This is a genomic window from Acinetobacter sp. BD54 (assembly GCF_044778325.1).
GTDB classification, from domain to species: Bacteria; Pseudomonadota; Gammaproteobacteria; order Pseudomonadales; family Moraxellaceae; genus Acinetobacter; species Acinetobacter baumannii.
The window spans coordinates 51,183-71,190 of record NZ_JANJEP010000008.1 but is presented as its reverse complement, the minus strand read 5'-3'; the positions used below and the strand labels follow the sequence as shown (position 1 = coordinate 71,190).

Below are 20,008 nucleotides of genomic sequence, written 5' to 3'. Positions count from 1 at the left end.
TAAAATTTAATCTGACTTACGCTGATCTAAAGGCACCCAGTCAATCACCCAAGCTGACTTCATATTTAAACTGGCGTCAGAAGTAATTTTCTTACGTGTAGTATCTGCCGTATCTCTATCTTTTGCAGGACCAACCATAATACGGATACCTTTACTGGTTGGGCTCGTCGTAACCTTATAGCCTTTTGCACGTAATTTAGAGACTACAGCATCTGCATTTGCTTGGTTAGCAGCCAATGCAACCTGTACCATCCATTTTTTATCACCATTTTCAAGCAACTCACGTGCTTTCTCTGCTTCAGCTTTTTTCTCGGCCTCTGCCTTACGTTTCGCTTCAGCTGCTTTCTTGTCTGCTTCTGCTTGACGTTTCGCTTCTGCAGCCTTTTTGTCAGCTTCTGCTTGGCGCTTCACCTCTGCTGCTTTCTTATCCGCTTCTGCCTGACGTTTCGCTTCAGCTGCTTTCTTATCTGCTTCTGCCTGACGTTTTGCCTCAGCCGCTTTCTTATCCGCCTCAGCTAAGCGTTTCGCTTCAGCAGCTTTTTTATCTGCATCCGCTTTAGCCGGATCTACTGACTTTTTTGTATCAGTTTGCTGCCCTTTTGCCTTATTCTCACTACCCGCGACTTCAGGAGGAATATTATCGGAACTTTCTTGTGCAGCAGCTCGGCGAGCATTAATCGCGGCATATTCAGCAGCAGCTTTACGAGCTGCATCCGCTTCTGCCTGTTGTTGCATAGCCAAGAATTCGGCAGCACGAGCCTCTTGTTCTGCTACAGCTTTTTCACGAGAACGGCGCTGTTCTTCAAGAAGACGTTTTTCTGTTTCAACATCAACTGCAAGTGGCTGTAGCTGTACCATCTGCCCTTCTTGTGCTGATTGCTTTGGTTTAGCTTGTAATTTCGGTGATGTTGAAGTTTGGGGTTGAACATCTACCTGTTTTATTTCTTCATTTCCTTTTAGAAGTAATGCTGCCAATAAAACACCACCACCTAATAAAACAACGCCACCCATCCAGCGTTGTTTGTTATTCATTGACATTCTTCCAAATACTCCCAAATCGCTTCTAAAGTATGAAACGAACCACAGGCTAAAATCAGCTGATTGTTATTTGTTTGCTCAAGCGCTGATTTAAAAGCCTCTTTGATATTGCCAAATTGTTGTATTGTCTGGCCTTGCAGGGCGTCATTCAATTGCTGAATCGGTGCAGCACGCGGCACATTCAACTCAGCAATTTTCCAATGTAAAACAGTAGGTTTCAACAAATCGACTACTGATTTTATATCTTTATCTGCCAGCATTGAAAATACTGCGACAACTTCTGTGTACTGTTTATTGTATTCTAAGAAATTTCGCAATTGCTTTAACAAAAATTCAACACCATGAGGATTGTGTCCGGCATCAAAAATAATGGTTTTTCCATTAATTTGACGCACTTCGAAGCGTCCAGCCAAGTGGGCATTTGTAATGCCCTCCTCTAGCGCTAGTTGCGAGATTTCAAGTCCGCTATTTAATACGGCCGCAACTGCTCCTGCAATATTCTCGATTGCAAGTGTACCAAGCGGCAACCTTAAAGTAGTTCCTTCACTTGCAAAATACCAATGTTTTCCATCATCGGCGAGTTTATAAAAATAATCTCTATTAATCGCGTATAGCGTGGCTTGTGAGCTATTTGCCTTCTCTTGAATCGCTTGAGGCAAAGATTGCTCACCTGCAAAAATGACAGGAATATTAGGTCGGATAATACCTGCTTTTTCAAAAGCAATTTTTTCGATAGTATCACCTAACCAATCTGTATGGTCGAGGCCAATATTGGTAATCACGGCGATATCAGGGTCAATGACGTTGACAACATCAAGACGCCCACCTAAACCGACTTCAAGAACCCATACATCGCATTGTTGCTGTTTAAAAATAACAAAAGCAGCCAAAGTGGTTGCTTCAAAAAAAGATAGGCTTAAATCACACTCACGACGAGCCTGGTCAACTTGTACAAAAGCATCAATCAAGCTTTGGTCATCAACTTCAACTCCACCTAATTTGACTCGCTCGTTAAAACGATAGATATGCGGTGATTGATACAACCCAACTTTGTACCCTTGTGCTTTTAATATAGACGCAAGCGTTGTTGTGGTTGAACCTTTCCCGTTTGTTCCAGCAACAGTAAAAACTTTGGCATTGGGTTTAGTCACGCCTAATTTTTCTGCTACGGGAATAACACGTTCCAGACCAAGATCGATCCCTGTAACGTGAACATGGCTCCAATAATTGAGCCATGTATCTAAAGAGTCTGTTGAAAGTGGAGCTTGTTGTTTCAAGGTAAGTTCATCAATTTTGATACAAGACGAGATACAGTATCACGTAAAGCATGACGATGAACAATCTGATCGACCACACCATGATCAAGCAGATATTCTGCACGCTGGAACGGCTCTTCTAGTGTTTCACGTACAGTTTGTTCAATCACACGTTTACCGGCAAAGCCAATCATTGCTTTAGGTTCTGCAATATGGATATCACCCAACATTGCTAAAGAAGCTGTTACACCGCCATATACCGGATGTGTTAACACCACGATATAAGGTAAGCCTGCATCTTTTAATTTTTGAATTGCAGCAGAAGTACGTGCCATTTGCATAAGTGACAACATACCTTCTTGCATACGTGCACCACCAGAAGCTGCAAAGCAGATTAATGGCTGACGTTTTTCAATTGCAAGTTCAGCTGCCTTAACAAAACGGTCACCTACTACAGTACCCATTGAGCCGCCCATAAAGTCAAACTCAAAAGCACATGCAATCATATCTACGCCATTTAAGTTACCTTGCATGGCGATTAAAGCTTCCGTTTCACCAGTTTTAGTTTGCGCTTCACGCATACGATCTGGATACGGTTTGCTATCAACAAACTTTAATGGGTCTTTCGCGCTAAACTCTTGACCTAATTCAGCCACAACATTGTCGAAGAACCAGTTTAAGCGATCGCGAGCTTTCATTCGTAAGTGTTCGTCACACTGTGGACATACATACGCATTAAAAGATATTGCTGTACGTGTCACTAAAGCATGACATTCAGGGCACTCAATAGTTGGCTCAGTAAATGTTGCTTTGAGAGTCTGTTGCTCATCTGCAACTTCAATACCTGGAACTGGACGCTGTGTCCATGGCGTCGAAGGGCTAAGAACTTTCCCTGATTTCACTTCTTGATTCATACTAACTCATCGAGCGCTGCTCGAAGCTCCTTGACTTTATTCACCGTCTGTTCAACAGCTTCATCAGCTGCCAACGTTGCAAAAGATTTAACGAAAGCACTACCTACAATCACGGCATCTGCAACACTACCCATCGCTTTCGCTGAAGTAGCATCACTAATTCCGAAACCAACGCCAACTGGAACGTTAGTCATACCTTTGATTTTTTCAATACGTGCAGCCGCTTCAGAAGTATCCAAAGTCGCTGCACCTGTTACACCTTTGAGTGAAACATAGTAGATAAACCCGCTTGCCTGATTCGCTACGTGTTGAATACGTTGATCAGTTGAAGTTGGTGCAAGTAAGAAAATCTGGTCCATATCATGTTGTTTCAAGATTGCACCAAATTCTTTTGACTCTTCCGGTGGTAAGTCCACAAGTAATAAGCCATCTACACCACATTGTTTCGCATAAGAAACAAACTTCTCGTAACCAATCACTTCAACAGGATTAAGATAACCCATTAAAACTACAGGTGTTTCCTGATCCTGCTCACGAAACTCTTTTACCATGTTCAACGCATCTAAGGTGTTCGTCCCAGCCGCAAGTGCGCGTTCAGCAGCAAGTGCAATTACCGGACCATCAGCCATCGGGTCTGAAAATGGTAAACCAAGCTCAATGACATCTACTCCTGCCGCAACCATTTTATGAAGTAACGGCACCGTTACTTGTGGCTGTGGATCACCCGCCATGACATAAGATACAAGCGCTTTACGTTGTTGGGACTGCAGCTTTTCAAAACGGGTGGCAAGACGTGACATAGGGTTGTGCTTTCCTTGAATTATTTAAAATTGAGGAGTTGTTTGTAGAAATACAAGAACACCGCATTTTAACGCTATTTTTTGTTCATTGAACAGGTCTAACGTTATGGCGATATTCGATTGTATGATTCATACAACCCATGGCGTACATTTATCAATATTTTGAAACTTTTCTCAATGATCAAAGCTTCCTATTTTTGGGCCATTATTGATTTACAAATTGAGCAAAAAAGCATCCAAAATTCTATTTCGTTGCATTTTTCTGGATGAGCTGTAATTGCTTTTTTCGAGTTAATAATGTTTGCCCTGTTAAATTTTTATATGCTCTTGCTAGTGCAGACTGATCCGAATAACCTAACTGGTCGGCAATTGCAGTCAGACTTTCATTTTGACTTAACAATATCTCGCAGCGTTTCATACGCTCAGCATCTAAAATTAATTTAAATGAAGTGTTTAATGCCTGTAATTGGCGCTGCAAGCTTCTAACAGAAACATTCAACTCGATGGCAATATCTTCTATTTTGGGTGCTTGCTGCTTATGCTTAAAGTATTCCTGTACGATCCAATGTATTTGCTGAACTAAATCGGCATGTATTTTCCGCTGAACTAAAGCTTCTTCAGCTTGTTTCACCAAAAGTTGCACCAAAGTTGGGTCTGCATGTTGAGGGCGAACATTTAAACTTTCACTTGCAAAAGTTAATGCATAGTAAGGCCGCTCAAATGATAATTTGCACTGAAAGAAACGTTGATAGTGAACTACTGCCCCACGCGCTCGGTGTACGAACTCTACATGCTGTAAAAGAAACTCATGTACAGGGGCAATCTGTTTAGCAAGCTGTACCATTGCAGCCAAGGTCAGCTCACTTAGTAGAATATTACTGTCGTCGACCAAAGGCCAATATAGGCGAATTTTGGAGGCATCCTGTTCAATTTGTATAGGTACAACCTGTGCACCATCAATGACCAAACGATGAAACTTTGCAATATACTCCACCACTTGACCTAAGGTATCACTTCTGGACGCCATATAACCCAAGACCCCAAAGTTGGCAGGGGTAATACAGGCTGCCATCTCTAAAGCCAAATTAGTCACATGTAATCGCGTTTCAGTTATCTCTAAAAGTTCAATAAAAAGGTCTAAAGAAGATTGAGCATCTATAGAAGCAGATAAAATATTTTGGACTTGACGTGTTTGAATTTCACTTAAATTAAGTGTCTGCCAATCTATTCCTTTTTCTTTTAAATACGTATTCCAAAGGTAGAAGTAACCATTTGAGATAGTAAATTCTTGCATGGCGCGTCCTTTTTACTGCCATTTTGTCGCAAACTGTATAAAAATTGGCGATAACTGTCAAAACAAAGCCGACCACTCGCGACATACTAATGAAAAGGTTATAGTTGCGAGAAATAAAAGATGAACGCACATGTTTCTTATCAGGTCGAACCAGTAGTTCGTAAAGATCTCGATTTTCATTTAAACGAAGCACCTCGCTTTTGGTTTAACAATGACCCTTTTTTAACTCGTATGTTTGATGCACTCAGCTTAACCTTTCCAGATGGAGAGCGTTACTTCATTGAATGTGTGCGCATGTTCCGCGACAAAATTGATGACCCTGAACTACAAAAACGAGTTGCGGATTTTATTAAACAAGAAGCTCAACACGGTATTGCACATGACAAAATGAATCAGCTCATGAAAGAGCAAGGCATGCCTGTTGACCAGTTCACAACCACCCTTAAAAAGATTTTCCGCTTTGAACTAACAAAACGTTCACCACAATATAATATTGCCATGACCGCTGCCGCTGAACATTTAACAGCGTTAATGGCAGAAACCTTTTATAGCCATAAAAAAACTTTAGAAAACGCTCATCCTTATGTTCGAGCACTGTTTGCTTGGCATGCCATTGAAGAAATGGAGCACCGCGATGTTGCCTTTGATGTCATGAAACAGGTGGGAGAAGTTCCAGAGTCAACACGTCGCTTTGTGCTTGTTTTAACAACCGTACTCATGTTCGGTTTTACGCTTTACCGTACCAATATCATGTTGAAATGTGATGGCTTCAGTCCAAGAGAAAGACTTTTGATGAACCTTAAAGGTTTACCTTGGTTCTTTGGCAAAAATGGCACATTAACAGCTATGAAAAAACAATATATGGATTGGTTTAAAAAAGATTTTCATCCAAGCCAGCATCCTGTTATTCGTCAGTATCCTGTTTGGATTGAAACACTCGAAAAGACAAATGACCCTATTGCAGCGGGTGAAGCATTTTGGCAAGCAGGTTTATAACCTGCTTGTTACCATTTTGCATAATGTTGCTCTAGTAAACCGTATTGTTCTTTGCAATTGATTATATCGGTTGTCTCATGCTCAATCGTGCCGCTAATTTTAGCTTGCCATTGATTGAACTGACTGCCAATCATTCTTAAGTTGATATTTTCATATCGGCACCACCCAATATGCACTTGTAGATTAAGTTTTTGATCTAGCGAGCTAATTTGCCAAAGTTCATCATTTACTTTTTCAAATAAAACATCTGTGAGCGGAAATAAAACTCCGTTAATCCATAGGCAGTTTTCATTACCAAAACTTTCATTAACACCCGAGGCCAGATTTAACCCAATACGACGCCCCTGTTCATCCCAGAAGTTACATGAGAGCCAGAACCAAGCTGTTTCAGGACGTAAAAATCCGCAAGTATCATCTAGCGATGCAAATGTCTTTTCATCAAATTGTACAACTTGATTTTGCTTATTAATGAACATTCCCTCTACAGCCAAAGTGGTCTGCTTTTGGGTATAGGTCCAACCATTGATGCCTGTTGGTGTACACAAGCTTAAAATATCTGTTCCGGCGCAGAAAATACGAGCGCTCAGACAAATTTCCCCATATTTAGTCACCCGAATGTATCGCACACCATTGGCATGCTGAATATCGAACTGATAAGGCGATTTAGAAAAATAACTTTGATTAAACAAAGGCTGTTCATCAAGATAAGTCTTATGACCTAACGGCTGAATAGCATTCCACTCAATGACTTGCCCTGTTTCATGGTCATAGATATAGAAAAAACCGTGTCCGACCCAGCCAATATCTGCAATTGCCAGACCAATACTATAATGTTTATGTTGAATGCCACAGAATTTAAACTTCTTATATTTTAATTGCTTGCGCCAGCCTTTTAGGACTTTGCCATAAGGAGTTTTATAAATATAACGTTGGACATGAATGGTGGACGGTACAGATTCAAAACGCCCATAACGAGGCTGTCCATTTTCTTGAATTAAATCCATTTACCCACTTCCATATGAATATTAGATTTCAAATGACCTATCCCACAGTCAAATATGTATTTTCCCAAATTGTTGCAGCAAAATCGCCTTTTATTAAATGAATATAACGGCCTGCCACGCAATCTATCGCTAAACAGTCATCAATATCAATGACCCGGTCTGTATGTGCTTTTTGCCACTGCCGGTCTATAAATTGTTTACCTAATTGTTTGGCAACTACCGCATTGGGTGCCACCACAAACTCATAACGATGAAGTTCACCGAATTCACGTGCATTATATCCACCTAGATTAATTAAATATAACTTTAAATCATCTGGTTGTGGAGCAGCATCTGTAAAATGAATTTGATAGTTCTGTCCTTGAGAACTAACTCCTGAGAGCTTAGCCCAAGCATCAATATGTAATCCTTGAGCCTCACCAAACCAAGCCTGTTTAAGTTGAGGATAAACTTCTTCCAAAGTATCTCCTACAGCCATGACCACATCATGAACTTCTGTATTAGCACGTGCATGACGCCCGCCCAACATCACCATAAACAAGCTTGGCATTGTATCCTCTTACATCTCGACCATTTCTACGCCATCAATGCGTGCAACTGTCATTAAGTCTTTATCGCCACGGCCTGAAACAGTCGCAATAATAATCTGATCTTTAGACATCGTCGGTGCAAGCTTAGAGACATACGCCATCGCGTGCGAGCTTTCAAGCGCAGGAATAATCCCTTCGATTTTGGTTAAGTCACGGAAACCTTGAAGAGCCTCTGTATCATTAATCGGCACGTACTCTACACGCTTCATATCTTTCAAGAAGCTATGTTCAGGACCAACACCCGGATAATCAAGGCCCGCCGAGATACTGTGTGTCTCAATAATCTGGCCCTGTTCATCACTCATTAAATAAGTACGGTTACCATGTAATACACCCACATGGCCTGCATTTAACGGCGCAGAGTGTTTACCAGTTTCAATACCAAAACCAGCTGCTTCAACACCATACATTTTCACGTTGGCATCGTTTAAGAATGGATAGAACAAACCCATTGCATTTGAACCTCCACCCACACATGCAACTAATGCATCTGGTAAACGACCTGCTTGCTCCAAGATCTGTTTGCGTGCTTCACGGCCAATGATCGACTGGAAGTCACGAACAAGTTGAGGATAAGGATGCGGGCCTGCAACTGTACCAATGACATAATACGTTGTATCAACGTTGGTTACCCAGTCACGCATCGCTTCGTTCATGGCATCTTTTAATGTTTTAGAGCCACTTTGCACAGGCACAACTGTTGCACCCAACAAACGCATACGGTAAACGTTCATCGCTTGACGCTTAACGTCTTCAGCACCCATATAAACAACACATTCAAGACCTAAACGTGCTGCAATTGTTGCTGTTGCTACACCATGCTGCCCTGCACCAGTTTCGGCAATAATACGTTTTTTACCAGAAAGCTTTGCAAGTAGTGCCTGACCAATCGTGTTGTTTACCTTGTGTGAGCCTGTATGGTTCAAGTCTTCACGTTTAAGGTAAATTTGCGCACCACCTAACTCTTTTGACCATCGCTCAGCATAATAAAGTGGACTAGGACGACCTACATAGTAGGCGAGGTCACGGTCGAATTCTGCCAAAAACTGTTCATCATTTTTCATGCGGGAATAGAGATTTTCCAAATCTTCTAATGCCGCCATTAAAGTTTCTGACACAAAACGTCCGCCATGGATACCGAAATGCCCATTTGCATCTGGGAATTGGGTATAGTCAATCACATTATTTTGCTGATCCACGTTGGACTCCTTGCATAAATCGTTCAATGAGTTGTTGGTCTTTTATACCTTTTGCGGACTCTACGCCTCCGCTCACATCTACTGCAAAAGCACCGGTAGTATGAATAGCGTCAATGACATTGTCAGGGGTTAAACCACCTGCCAAGATTAATGGAATATCAAGTTTCGGGAATTTAGACCAGTCAAACTGATGTCCTGTGCCCCCTTTAAGCTCAGGATGCCATGCATCGAGCAATACAGCACTGGCACCAGCTGCCTGATATTTTTGAATTTCAGCAATTACATCCAGATCCGGTTTAACCTGAATCGCTTTATACCAGCGACGTTTACAATGACGCGCTATTTCCTGACATTGTTCTGGAGTTTCATCGCCATGTAGTTGTAATACATCTAGGGGAACACAATCAAGTACATCCTGAATTTCAGTAACACTCGCGTTTACAAACAAACCCACCATTTGTACATAAGGCGGAACGAGTTTTGCTAATTCTTCTGCCTGTTCAACTGTTACATTTCTTGGACTCGGCGGAAAAAAAACAAAGCCTATCGCATCTGCTCCCGCTGCAACTACTGCCTGAACATCTTGCTTGCGAGTAATTCCACAGATTTTTGCTCGTGTACGTTTTTGGTTTGATTGGCTCATGAGCTGCTTAAACTACAACCATTTCTTAAAATAAGCGCCATTGTAATGCAATTTTTGCCCCTTGCGTAAAAGTTCTCAGGGAATTGCTTTAAATGACATTGTACGAAGTAATTCGGCACTTTATACTGCGTTCAAATGGAAGCAAGTGTAAGCAATTCATGCTTTAGGGAAGCTGGTGAAAGTCCGGCACTGCCCCCGCAACGGTAACAATGTAAAGCATATTTTTTAAGTCGAAATCGACTTACACCACTGCAGTAGTGTGGGAAGGTGAATATGTCCATAAATGAATTATGGCGCTGAAGTCCGGAGACCTACTTGTTTCATCTATCTACCCGATCATTCACGTGGGGTGAATGTATGGAGCATGTTATGTCTAAATCTTTTCAACCTACTCGTCTGGTAGGGGCTATCGCTATTGCGATGGGGTGTTCACCTGTTATTTTTGCTGAAGATACAACGAATGTAACTCAGCTTGATCCAATTGTAGTGACTGCTTCAAAAAGTGCTGAAAAAGCAAGTGAAGTTCCAGCGCGTATCTCAGTGATTGATGAAAAAACAATAGAACAGAATCCAATTGCAGATTTGCCCTCGCTATTAAGAAAAGAAGCTGGCTTAACTATTCATCAAACAGGTGGTTATGGCCAAACAGCCTCCGTATTTATCCGAGGAGCTAGTGCTGGACACACTCTATTTTTACAAGACGGTATGCGTTCAAATACTGCGACTGTAGCTGGTCAAAATATTCACTTATTTGATACAACAGATATTAAGCAAATTGAAATATTACGAGGCCCTGCTTCAGTTCAGTATGGTACTGATGCTATTGGCGGTGTAATTCAATTAATTTCAAAAACTCCTACACAAAATAAAATCTTTACGACGATCGAAGCTGGTGAAAAGAATACTTATAAATCTATTTTAGGTATAGATTTAGCCCAAGATGGTTATTACGCTCAAATTCGTGGTCAACGTTTTGAAACAGATGGTGATCAAATCATTAGCAATGACGATCGCAAAGCTGGATTTGATCAAAAAGGGTATTCAGCTAAAGTTGGTGTTGATAAAGAGCAATATGCTTTATCAGCTGAAATCAAAGAAAATAAAGGTACTGGTGACTTTTTTTCTTATGGCGCAGCGCAAGCGTATGATTTTACTAACCGCTTATATAATGTTAACGCTCGCCTTAATTTAACTAACAATATTATTTGGAATACTCGTCTTTCTCAATTTGAAGATCAATATAATTTAATAAAAGCAGCGTATCCTTCAATTGTAAATACCAAGCAACAAGAGGTAGATTCAAATATTAAATGGCAATTTACACCAAGCCAAAATATTTTATTTGGTGTAGAGCATAATAAAACAACTGCAGAGAAAGTAGTTGCTTATAATGGTGACACAGGATTCGATAATTCTAATAAGACGACTGGCTATTATTTACAACATCAATATCAACATGATGGCATTAATACCCAAGCAGGCATTCGTGTAGAAGATAATGACCAATTTGGTACACATACAGTTGGACAACTTGCTGGTCGTTTCCTTGTTACACCAACAACTAGCGTATATGCAAATATTGGTACAGCTTTCCGTGCACCAGTTGTAGGTCAAATTATTACAGAGCCAGCTTGGTGGGGAGGTAATCCAGATTTAAAACCAGAAGAAAGCGTGTCATATGAACTTGGATTTGATCAAAAACTAAACCACGGCTTCACTGTATATGGTTCAGTTTATCAAACTAAAGTTGATAACTTGATGGTATCTTCTGCTGCAACAAATTTCGTATTTTATAATATTGATAAAGCAACCTTAACTGGTGCTGAATTAGGTTTAAAGTGGTCACTAGATAATTGGTTTATCAATGCGGAATATGCTTATATTCAACCTAAAAATGATGAAACTGATCAAGATGCGCCAAATCGTCCACGTCAAAACTTCAATATGAATATTGGATGGGATAATGGTGTATATGGCTTCAACACTGCTTTCGTTGCAAAAGGCAAAGCAAAAGATATACAAGATGTTCCAGGCTACACTACTCTTGATTTTAACGCTTATTGGCAAATGAGCCCAAATGTTAAAATCTTTACTAATATTCAAAACCTATATGATACAGACTATAAGACTGCATGGAATAAAGAGGTTGGTTCATACTATATTGCCAGCGGCCGCCTTGCATCAGCTGGTGTGACCTTAAGCTACTAAGCGAAAACTTTATTATAAAAATATTTTCTTAACTCCAGTTTCGGGGTAATGTTCTGACCGACATTATCCCCTTTTTTATGTTCAGGATATCTATCATGGGACACCGTTTAAGCAAAATCTATACACGCACAGGCGATTCAGGTACCACAGGTTTAGGCGATGGCTCTCGTGTTGCTAAAGATGATCTAAGAATTGCGGCACTTGGTGATGTCGATGAACTAAACGCCATTATTGGTGTGCTCCGTGCACAAATTACAGCCAGCCAAGTGGCTAATAAAGCTGATTGGGACAAAAGCTTGAGTCTGATTCAACACTGGCTTTTTGACTTAGGCGGCGAAGTTTGTATTCCAAATTACAATTTGCTTCAGCCCGTTTGTATTGAATTTCTTGAAAAAGAAATTGACCGTATGAATGAAGATTTGCCTATGCTAAAAGAATTTATTCTGCCATCTGGTTCTTTATCTTGCAGTTATGCCCATCAAGCCCGTGCCGTTTGTCGTCGTGCAGAGCGATCGCTCATGTCAGTACAAACTCGCGATCAAAATATTCAAGCCACTGCCCTTCAACTTTTAAATCGTCTATCTGACTGGTTATTTGTCGCATCGCGTGCTTTACAGCGTGCTGAAGGTGGACAAGAAGTCCTTTGGCAAAAAAATATTAATGAGATGATTTAAAAATAGATTAAGTTAAGAAAGATCTCTACGTTTAAAGAGATCATTATCAAAAAGAACGGACAATAGAAATCTATGCGCATTATTGGTCATCGTGGTGCACGCCGAGAAGCTCCTGAAAATACATTAGGTGGTTTTCAGCACATTAAAAATTTAGGTATTCGTGGTGTCGAATTTGATATTCGTCAGCTGCAAGATCAAGAGTTGGTCGTCATTCATGATGATAATTTTTTGCGCACGGCAGGTGTCGACCAAATTGTAGAGCTATCAACTTTGGCTCAAGCATTATCATTTGATCATCGTCAAAATTGGTCTAACTGGCCAACTTCTGAACCAACCCCTACTCTTACAGGCGTTTTAAATTTACTTGATAACTTTGACCATATTGAAGTTGAAGTTAAAGCTGTAAGAGATATGGCATTAGCAGAAAAGTTAGTTCAAAAGCTTGAGACTGAGTTACAAGGTTTCGAGAAAGTCGTAACCATCACAAGTTTTGATCTTCAAATTCTAACCGCTTTACGTGATACCAACTCTCAATTTAAACGCGGATTGTTAGTTGAACTTCCGGTTGGAGCAACGGCGATTGAACTTGCTCATCAATATGGGTGCTGTCATATTGGCTGGCATGATCAACTTGCAACAGATGAAATGATTCAATTGTCGCATCAAGCTGGTTTGAACATTAGTGTCTGGACAGTGAACGATGTAGAAAGAGCAAAAAGACTACGGGATTTAGATATTCAGGGCTTAATTACAGATATTCCAACCACAATGCTTGAAGCTCTTTAAATATAAAAAAGGTGGTATTGACCACCTTTTATTTTTTCTCGGCCTGAATCAAACGCTGTCCGCTTTGATCAAGTAGATATAAGGTATTACCTACTAACTGGAAGCGTTTAATACGTTGTAAAGAATCGACCAATTCTGCTTCTTGCGCCAAAGCGCCATCACAACTCGAATGACCTGCGTTAACTTCCATATCAAGTTTCTTTTGGCTGAAATCAAAAGTGTATCGCCCAAAAACACGATTACATCCTGTATGACCAGTTACTGTTTTGACTGTAGAGTTCAATGAAAGAGTCGGCCACTGGTTAAAGAATTTTGCCTTATGACCATTTATCTGGGTAATTTGCCAATCTATATCTTGAACACCATCTGGACTCACTTTCTTTTTCACAACTGGCGTTTGTACACGATGTGTTGGTTTTACTTGGCCTTTGTGATTATTTGGTTGCGGCGTGCTTTGACATGCTGCCAATACAAGGCTGATTGCGATGAAAAGACATTTCAATGGCAATTTCCTTGCAATATCAATGCTATTCTTTTTTCTCAATCGCTGTATTTTCATTACACAACTTCTCCTATCTGAAATGTTGTCAGGCATGGTTTAATTCTGTTACGGTTCTTTCAATACATCTGTACAATAATGCTAGTGATTCTCACTAAGCACGTGCTAATATGATGTGCAAAATAGCAATATATCTTGAAGATTGGTTTTGCTATGTCGATTTGTCTTTTTACCTTGTATGACAAGGTTTCTAGGAGCGCTGCCGGATATGACTTCCGCCCCACTCAAGGCCCCAATTAACTGGACCGCTAGCATTACCTTAATTGGTTTACCAATTCTTGCTGCAATCATAATCCCGATTTATGCGTATTATTATGATTTTAGTGTAAGCGCATGGGTAAGCTTATTTTTTCTTTTAGCTTTAAGTAGCATGGGGATTACTGCTGGTTACCATCGTCTTTGGGCACACCGTGCTTATGAAGCGTCGTTACCACTTAAAATTCTTTTAATGATTGGCGGCACATTTGCTGTACAAAACAGTATTCTGCTTTGGGCATCTGGTCACCGTACCCATCACCGTCATGTCGACGATGTAGATGAAGATCCATATTCAATTGAACGTGGCTTTTGGTATGCCCATATGGGTTGGATGATCCGCGATCATTCTCCATCTGAACCAGATTTTAAAAATGCACCAGACTTACTCAATGACAAACTGGTGATGTTCCAGCATAAATACTATGCCTTGATGGTCGTAGCAGTTCACGTTGGTATTTTAGGTTTGGTTGGCTGGGCAACTGGCGATTTATGGGGTGTTGTACTTCTTGGTGGCCTATTACGTTTAATCATTAGTCATCAAGTTACATTCTTCATCAACTCACTTTGCCACATGTTCGGTAAACGTCCTTATACCGATGAAAACTCAGCACGCGATAACTTCTGGTTAGCGATTGCAACTTGGGGTGAGGGTTACCACAACTATCACCATATTTTCCAGTACGACTATCGTAATGGTGTGAAATGGTGGCAATATGATCCAACAAAATGGCTCATTTGGACATGCTCTAAGATTGGTTTAGCAAAGAACCTACGTCGTATTCCAAGCTTTAATATTAAAAAAGCAGAATTGGCAATGAAGTTTAAATATGCTGAACAAGACTTGGCTATTTATGGTCATGATGTAAATGCCGACATTAGTCAAATGAAGCAACGTATTGCTCAAGAGTATGAAGCATTTACACATACTTTAAATGACTGGGCGAAACTCAAAGAACAAGAGTTACAAGCAAAGAAAGCAGCAATGGCTGAAAAGATTCACAAAATGGATCATAAGTTAAAAGTTGATTTCCAATTGCTTGAACATCGTTTGAGTCATCACCGTGAGTGTTTAGAAACTTTAATGCGTAACATTAAAAAGAACACAAACGTCGTACCAGACTAATACGTCTTTATCCCGAAATAGCACCTGTAGAGCCATACTTTGCAGGTGCTATTTTTTTGGCTTGTTTTTAACTATGGTATAGTGAATTTTGCCTCAAATATTTAGTCCAGCCTATGCAATTTAATCCGCTTTATTCATCGCTCAATCCTAAACTTTTTCATATCCAGCAACCTTCTCCGCTTCGTGGTGCAAAGGCTGGACACTTTAATTTAGCTTTAGCCGAAGAGTTACAATGGACAGATGAAGAAAAACAGGCTTGGGTAGAAATTTGCAGTGGTCAGCGTACCTTCTCGGAATTCCCGCCTTTGGCTATGGTGTATGCAGGCCATCAGTTTGGGCAATGGGCCGGTCAACTAGGCGACGGACGCGGCTTACTCATTGCGCAGATTCTTAATAAAAAAGGCCAAACCATAGATTTACATTTAAAAGGTGCAGGCCCCACGCCCTATTCGCGTATGGGAGATGGGCGAGCAGTTTTACGCTCTGTTATTCGTGAATATTTAGCAGGACATGCTTTAAATGCTTTAGGGGTTGCTTCTAGTCACGCAGTAGGTTTTACAAGCTCCACTCAAGGTGTACAGCGTGAAAAGCTAGAACCTGGCGCAATGTTACTTAGAACATCTGAATGTCATATCCGTTTAGGCCATTTTGAATGGATCAATCAATATGCACCTGAGCTATTGGCCGAGTTCACTCAAAAATGCATTGAATGGCACTATCCAGAATGCCAACAAGAAGAGCAACCTATTTTAGCTTTTGCTAAAGCTGTGATTAGAAATACAGCCATTATGATCGCCAAATGGCAGTTGGTCGGTTTTGCTCATGGTGTGATGAATACCGATAACTTAAATATTACGGGTTCTACACTCGATTTTGGTCCATACGGTTTTATGGAACGTTTCCGACCAAATTGGATTAACAACCATTCCGATTACCAAGGGCGTTACACCTATCAAAACCAACCGAGTATTGCGCACTGGAACTTATGGACTTGGTTAAATAATCTCATTCCACTTGCCGAACCTGAGCATAAAGAGCAGTTCAAAGAAGCGTTGGCCGCTTGCCTAGAAGAATTTGAGCCGACTTTTATTGAGCATTACACCACTGGGTTATGTCAAAAAATGGGGCTTCCTCATTTTCATAAAGACAGTACTGAATGCGGCTTAAGCTTTTTGCGTATTCTGCAAGCGGAGCAGCTCGATTACACCCAAAGCTTCATTCGCCTTCAAAATAAAGAATACAAAGCTTTACGTGATGACTGCCTTGATATTCGACAATTTGATGCATTCCTTACGCAGTATCAAAACATCCGTGAATATCAAGATATTGATGAGCTTGATGCAAACATGCAGCAGGTAAATCCAATTTATATCTTACGTAACCATATGGCACAGCGAGCTATTGAGGCAGCGGAGCGAGATGATTTTAGTGAGGTTGACCGCTTATTTAAGCTACTCAACCATCCCTATACAAAGCAATCAGATTTGGAAAAACCGGAAGATTTAGGTCCGTTACCAAGCGATGTACCTGATGTCGCGGTGAGCTGTTCTTCTTAATTTTTTATCCACATTTTCTGTGGATAACATTGTGGTTATCCACAGCATAACTTTTCTAAGCAATTATTCTTCTGGATATTCGAAGCGGTAACCTACTCCATAAACAGCTTGAATCCACTCATGACGGTTACCAGTTTCGGCCACTTCCGTGATTTTTCGACGCAAGTTTTTAATATGGCTATCAATAACTCGGTCGGCAACATCAAAGCTGTCCGGATTAATATGATCTAATAATTGTGCACGTGAATAAACTTGCCCCACATGTTCTAAAAATAACTCAAGTAGGCGAAATTCTGTGGGCGTTAAACTTAAAGATTTTTGTTGATACCAAATTCTTTGCTGTGCTTTATCAATACGGAAAGAATCATTTTGCTCTGGCTCAGCCTTACGTTCTAAACGGCGTAAAACGGCCTGTACACGAGCAACCAGTTCTTTTGGACTAAAAGGTTTGCACACATAATCATCTGCCCCCATGTTTAGGCCTAAGACACGATCAATTTCTTCGGTACGTGCTGTCACCATAATAATCGGTAAATCTGACTGTTCACGTACCTTACGGCAAATCGTTAAACCATCCATTCTTGGAACCATTAAGTCCAGAATCATTAAATTAGGTTTACGTTGTTGAAAGCTCGTGTAAGCATCCTGACCATCATGAAACATGCTTACTTCGAATCCAGCAGCCTCAAGATAATCACGCACCAGATGCGCTAACTCGACTTCATCCTCAACCAACATAATATGTTTCATGGGCCATTTTTCCTTTTATTTAACTCTGCTTTTTAAAGGTCAGTACACAACGTAAACCACCTAATGGTGAGTGTTCAAAACTGAGTGTACCACCAAGCGCCTGCGCAATTTTACAAGATAAAGCTAAGCCTAGTCCTGTTCCACCTGTACTACGCGTACGCGAATCATCGACACGATAAAAACGTTCACCTAAACGTGATAATTGCTCATCACTTAAACCAAATGGACTGTCATCAACATATAAAGTCCACTCCTGAGACGTTTGATTTGTATGAATATGAATCTTTCCACCTGTTTCGGTATAGCGAATACTATTACCGATCAAGTTAACAATAATTTGTTTAAATCGATCACGGTCTAACAATAAAGAAGCGCCTTCACCTTCCACCTCAATTTCTAACCCTGCTTGTTCGAGTTTAGGTCTGAAATTTTCGACTTCTTGCAGTATAACTTCCCAAGGATTAACCGAACTCAAATAACATTTAAGTTGTTGAGCATCAGCCTGAGCCAAGTCTGCCAGATCTTGTGTCAATTTCTTTAAACTCGAAACTTGTCGCATCATGGCATCAAGATGTTCAGGTGTTGCCTTTCGGATACCATCTTGCATCGCTTCAATCTGCGCTTGCAAAACAGCCAATGGAGTTTTCAATTCATGAGAGGTATCTGCAACCCATTGACGTCGTGATTCTTCATGCTGATGTAAAATTTCAGCTAAATGATTTAATTGAGTAGATAAATCACCTAACTCATCATTTCGTTTAATCACAACTTGGTGTTGATAATTACCTTTTGTTAACTCATTTGTTGCATTTAATAGACGCTGAATTGGCTTTTTAAAATAAGTTGCCATTAAAAGTGCTGCAACTAAACTCGACAGTAATGTTAAGGCATAAATTAAAAGTAAATAGCGCTTTTGATTACTGAAGAAATTAATACTTAATGCATCTTCTTTATCTAAAACTGGTTTTAGACCTAAATAACCTACGACCTGACTATTGACCATAATCGGGCGATAAGACATCTGATCCGAAGACGGCGGTTCACCGACTACAAACTGGTGTTTGGCATCATATAAAGATAAACGAGAACTTAAGCCCAGCCGGTCTGGTAAAGCAATAAAACGCTTCTTACCATTTTGCGTCTCAATGTCTTTGAGGCTTCCTTTTTTTGATTTGTTTTTATCATCGCTTGGACGAAACTGGTTTGCACTTAGCGGGAATCTTAAACCTTCAAACGGTTGATATTCCGAAGGTAAGTTTTGCTCAAGTGTACGTAGTTCTTCATCACTAAAAATAGAGTTTTTATTTACCGTTCCCGCATCTGGAGAAATATTAATGAGAGTGTGTTCATCGAAAGAATGCTGCTGAATGGCAATATCATATTGACGGCGTAACCACCACTGGGAAAGACGGTCATAATCATCTGGTGCTGCCGTTCCTTCAATTTGTAAGATTTGCGCCTGAATCGCATTCCCCCAATCATGATAAACAGTATATACATTTCCCAGATTAGTAATGAGCCGATCTAGCTTTTGCATTTCAACATCGGCTACATATTTGGCAAAGTTCTTTTGCATCGTCCAGTGCAGAACACTCAAACTTGCAGTTGCAATTAACAGCGTGGTAAGCAAGACCGTTAAAAATAACCGCAAGGCTATGGGAACACGTAGAACGTTCAAAAGCACTCTCTCATTTTTACTCTATATTTTGCATTGTAACCAACAACGAAAAGAAAAACTCTCCATTGTTTCTTCATCTTTATTATCTAATCTTTAAGCCATCTTAAAACAAACATTAAAGGGTTTTAACCATGAAAATGACGGCTAAAATTGCATTATTCAGTGCAGCAATTGTAACTATGGGTAGTTTGGCTGCTTGTCAATCAACAACTCAACCACCTAAGCCAGAACATGGCATGATGCAAGATGGCCCACGTGATGGTCACCACCATCGTATGAAACACCGTGAATTTACGCCTGAACAAAAAGCAGCATGGGAACAACACCGTGCAGAGCGTAAAGCTCGTTTTGAGCAAATTCAAAAAGCATGTGAAGGTAAAGCTGTTGGACAAACTGTCAATGTTCAAGTTGGAGATAAAACACTTGAAGGTACATGTAACCTCCGCTTTGAGCCAAAACGTCCTCAACCACCAGTCAATGCACCTGCTCCAGTAGCATCTCAAGCAAAATAATTCTAAAAACAATAAAACAAAAGGCGCCAGAAGGCGCCTTTTGTTTATACATAACTATTTACGATTTTGACTATTTGTCTCATCTAAACTTCATCAAAAGTGTTTACACTCAAAGCACTTACATAGTTCAAGTATTTTTTTCTTGACTTTGCAGTCACAAAGTAAAGGCC

Annotated in this window: 19 protein-coding genes and 1 riboswitch; of the genes, 7 read left to right on the top strand and 12 right to left on the bottom strand. The window is 40.4% G+C overall.

The window, feature by feature from the left end; all coding sequences use genetic code 11:
- Positions 1–6 precede the first annotated feature (6 nt).
- From NQ782_RS13845 to NQ782_RS13825, 5 genes are all read right to left on the bottom strand, one after another.
- Positions 7–1,038: an SPOR domain-containing protein gene (locus tag NQ782_RS13845; RefSeq protein ID WP_057093891.1), complete on the bottom strand. Its 1,032-nt coding sequence runs from the start codon at positions 1,036–1,038 to the stop codon at positions 7–9.
- Complete coding sequence (gene folC, locus NQ782_RS13840) at positions 1,029–2,315, bottom strand: bifunctional tetrahydrofolate synthase/dihydrofolate synthase (protein ID WP_057093894.1); 1,287 nt, start codon at positions 2,313–2,315, stop codon at positions 1,029–1,031. The genes NQ782_RS13845 and folC overlap by 10 nt, the downstream gene beginning before the upstream one ends.
- Positions 2,312–3,208: an acetyl-CoA carboxylase, carboxyltransferase subunit beta gene (accD, locus tag NQ782_RS13835; RefSeq protein ID WP_001071168.1), complete on the bottom strand. Its 897-nt coding sequence runs from the start codon at positions 3,206–3,208 to the stop codon at positions 2,312–2,314. The genes folC and accD overlap by 4 nt, the downstream gene beginning before the upstream one ends.
- Positions 3,205–4,008: a tryptophan synthase subunit alpha gene (gene trpA, locus NQ782_RS13830; protein WP_000088562.1), complete on the bottom strand. Its 804-nt coding sequence runs from the start codon at positions 4,006–4,008 to the stop codon at positions 3,205–3,207. The genes accD and trpA overlap by 4 nt, the downstream gene beginning before the upstream one ends.
- A gap of 244 nt (positions 4,009–4,252) precedes the next feature.
- Positions 4,253–5,302, bottom strand: a complete 1,050-nt coding sequence (locus NQ782_RS13825) for an AraC family transcriptional regulator (RefSeq protein ID WP_001155165.1) — start codon at positions 5,300–5,302, stop codon at positions 4,253–4,255.
- A 120-nt stretch (positions 5,303–5,422) separates the two neighbouring features.
- Here NQ782_RS13825 and NQ782_RS13820 point away from each other — a divergent pair, with 120 nt between their 5' ends.
- The gene (locus NQ782_RS13820; protein ID WP_000991228.1) at positions 5,423–6,298 is read left to right on the top strand and encodes a metal-dependent hydrolase; all 876 of its coding nucleotides are present in this window, start codon (positions 5,423–5,425) and stop codon (positions 6,296–6,298) included.
- Between the two features lie 8 nt (positions 6,299–6,306).
- On the opposite strand, the gene NQ782_RS13815 is transcribed toward NQ782_RS13820, so the two are convergent.
- From NQ782_RS13815 to NQ782_RS13800, 4 genes are read right to left on the bottom strand one after another with little or no spacing between them, the layout of a single operon-like run.
- Entirely contained in the window at positions 6,307–7,302 is a 996-nt protein-coding gene (locus tag NQ782_RS13815) for a DUF2804 domain-containing protein (protein ID WP_000364279.1), read from the bottom strand.
- Between the two features lie 37 nt (positions 7,303–7,339).
- Positions 7,340–7,852 carry a DUF1543 domain-containing protein gene (locus tag NQ782_RS13810; protein ID WP_001139539.1) on the bottom strand — a complete coding sequence of 171 codons (513 nt, stop codon included), beginning with the start codon at positions 7,850–7,852 and terminating at the stop codon, positions 7,340–7,342.
- Between the two features lie 9 nt (positions 7,853–7,861).
- Entirely contained in the window at positions 7,862–9,091 is a 1,230-nt protein-coding gene (gene trpB / locus NQ782_RS13805) for a tryptophan synthase subunit beta (RefSeq protein ID WP_000372734.1), read from the bottom strand.
- Positions 9,075–9,734 carry a phosphoribosylanthranilate isomerase gene (locus tag NQ782_RS13800; RefSeq protein WP_000083554.1) on the bottom strand — a complete coding sequence of 220 codons (660 nt, stop codon included), beginning with the start codon at positions 9,732–9,734 and terminating at the stop codon, positions 9,075–9,077. The genes trpB and NQ782_RS13800 overlap by 17 nt, the downstream gene beginning before the upstream one ends.
- A gap of 126 nt (positions 9,735–9,860) precedes the next feature.
- A riboswitch (cobalamin riboswitch) is annotated at positions 9,861–10,068 on the top strand.
- 23 nt (positions 10,069–10,091) lie between these two features.
- Here NQ782_RS13800 and NQ782_RS13795 point away from each other — a divergent pair.
- The 3 genes from NQ782_RS13795 (at position 10,092) to NQ782_RS13785 (ending at position 13,402) form a co-directional block, all read left to right on the top strand.
- Positions 10,092–11,942 (top strand): TonB-dependent siderophore receptor, encoded by a 1,851-nt coding sequence (locus NQ782_RS13795; protein ID WP_079745762.1) that lies wholly within the window; start codon positions 10,092–10,094, stop codon positions 11,940–11,942.
- Positions 11,943–12,037: 95 nt separating this feature from the next.
- The gene (locus NQ782_RS13790) at positions 12,038–12,616 is read left to right on the top strand and encodes a cob(I)yrinic acid a,c-diamide adenosyltransferase (RefSeq protein WP_000509974.1); all 579 of its coding nucleotides are present in this window, start codon (positions 12,038–12,040) and stop codon (positions 12,614–12,616) included.
- Positions 12,617–12,688: 72 nt separating this feature from the next.
- Complete coding sequence (locus NQ782_RS13785; protein WP_057093897.1) at positions 12,689–13,402, top strand: glycerophosphodiester phosphodiesterase; 714 nt, start codon at positions 12,689–12,691, stop codon at positions 13,400–13,402.
- Positions 13,403–13,430: 28 nt separating this feature from the next.
- Here the strand turns inward: NQ782_RS13785 and NQ782_RS13780 are convergent, their stop codons facing one another.
- Positions 13,431–13,961 (bottom strand): META domain-containing protein, encoded by a 531-nt coding sequence (locus NQ782_RS13780; RefSeq protein ID WP_000701693.1) that lies wholly within the window; start codon positions 13,959–13,961, stop codon positions 13,431–13,433.
- A 208-nt stretch (positions 13,962–14,169) separates the two neighbouring features.
- On the opposite strand from NQ782_RS13780, the gene NQ782_RS13775 reads away from it, so the two are divergent.
- Together NQ782_RS13775 and NQ782_RS13770 are read left to right on the top strand one after the other, a co-directional pair.
- Positions 14,170–15,342 (top strand): acyl-CoA desaturase, encoded by a 1,173-nt coding sequence (locus NQ782_RS13775; RefSeq protein ID WP_057093899.1) that lies wholly within the window; start codon positions 14,170–14,172, stop codon positions 15,340–15,342.
- Between the two features lie 113 nt (positions 15,343–15,455).
- A complete protein-coding gene (locus tag NQ782_RS13770) occupies positions 15,456–16,898 on the top strand; it encodes a YdiU family protein (RefSeq protein WP_001160208.1) in 1,443 nt (480 codons plus the stop codon).
- Between the two features lie 63 nt (positions 16,899–16,961).
- Here NQ782_RS13770 and NQ782_RS13765 read toward each other — a convergent pair whose 3' ends face one another.
- Positions 16,962–17,648 (bottom strand): response regulator, encoded by a 687-nt coding sequence (locus NQ782_RS13765; protein ID WP_000680577.1) that lies wholly within the window; start codon positions 17,646–17,648, stop codon positions 16,962–16,964.
- A gap of 19 nt (positions 17,649–17,667) precedes the next feature.
- Positions 17,668–19,326, bottom strand: coding sequence for a sensor histidine kinase efflux regulator BaeS (gene baeS, locus NQ782_RS13760; protein ID WP_012300504.1), 1,659 nt, complete (start codon positions 19,324–19,326; stop codon positions 17,668–17,670).
- Positions 19,327–19,457: 131 nt separating this feature from the next.
- On the opposite strand from baeS, the gene NQ782_RS13755 reads away from it, so the two are divergent.
- Positions 19,458–19,838 (top strand): hypothetical protein, encoded by a 381-nt coding sequence (locus NQ782_RS13755; RefSeq protein WP_000784267.1) that lies wholly within the window; start codon positions 19,458–19,460, stop codon positions 19,836–19,838.
- Positions 19,839–20,008: the final 170 nt, after the last annotated feature.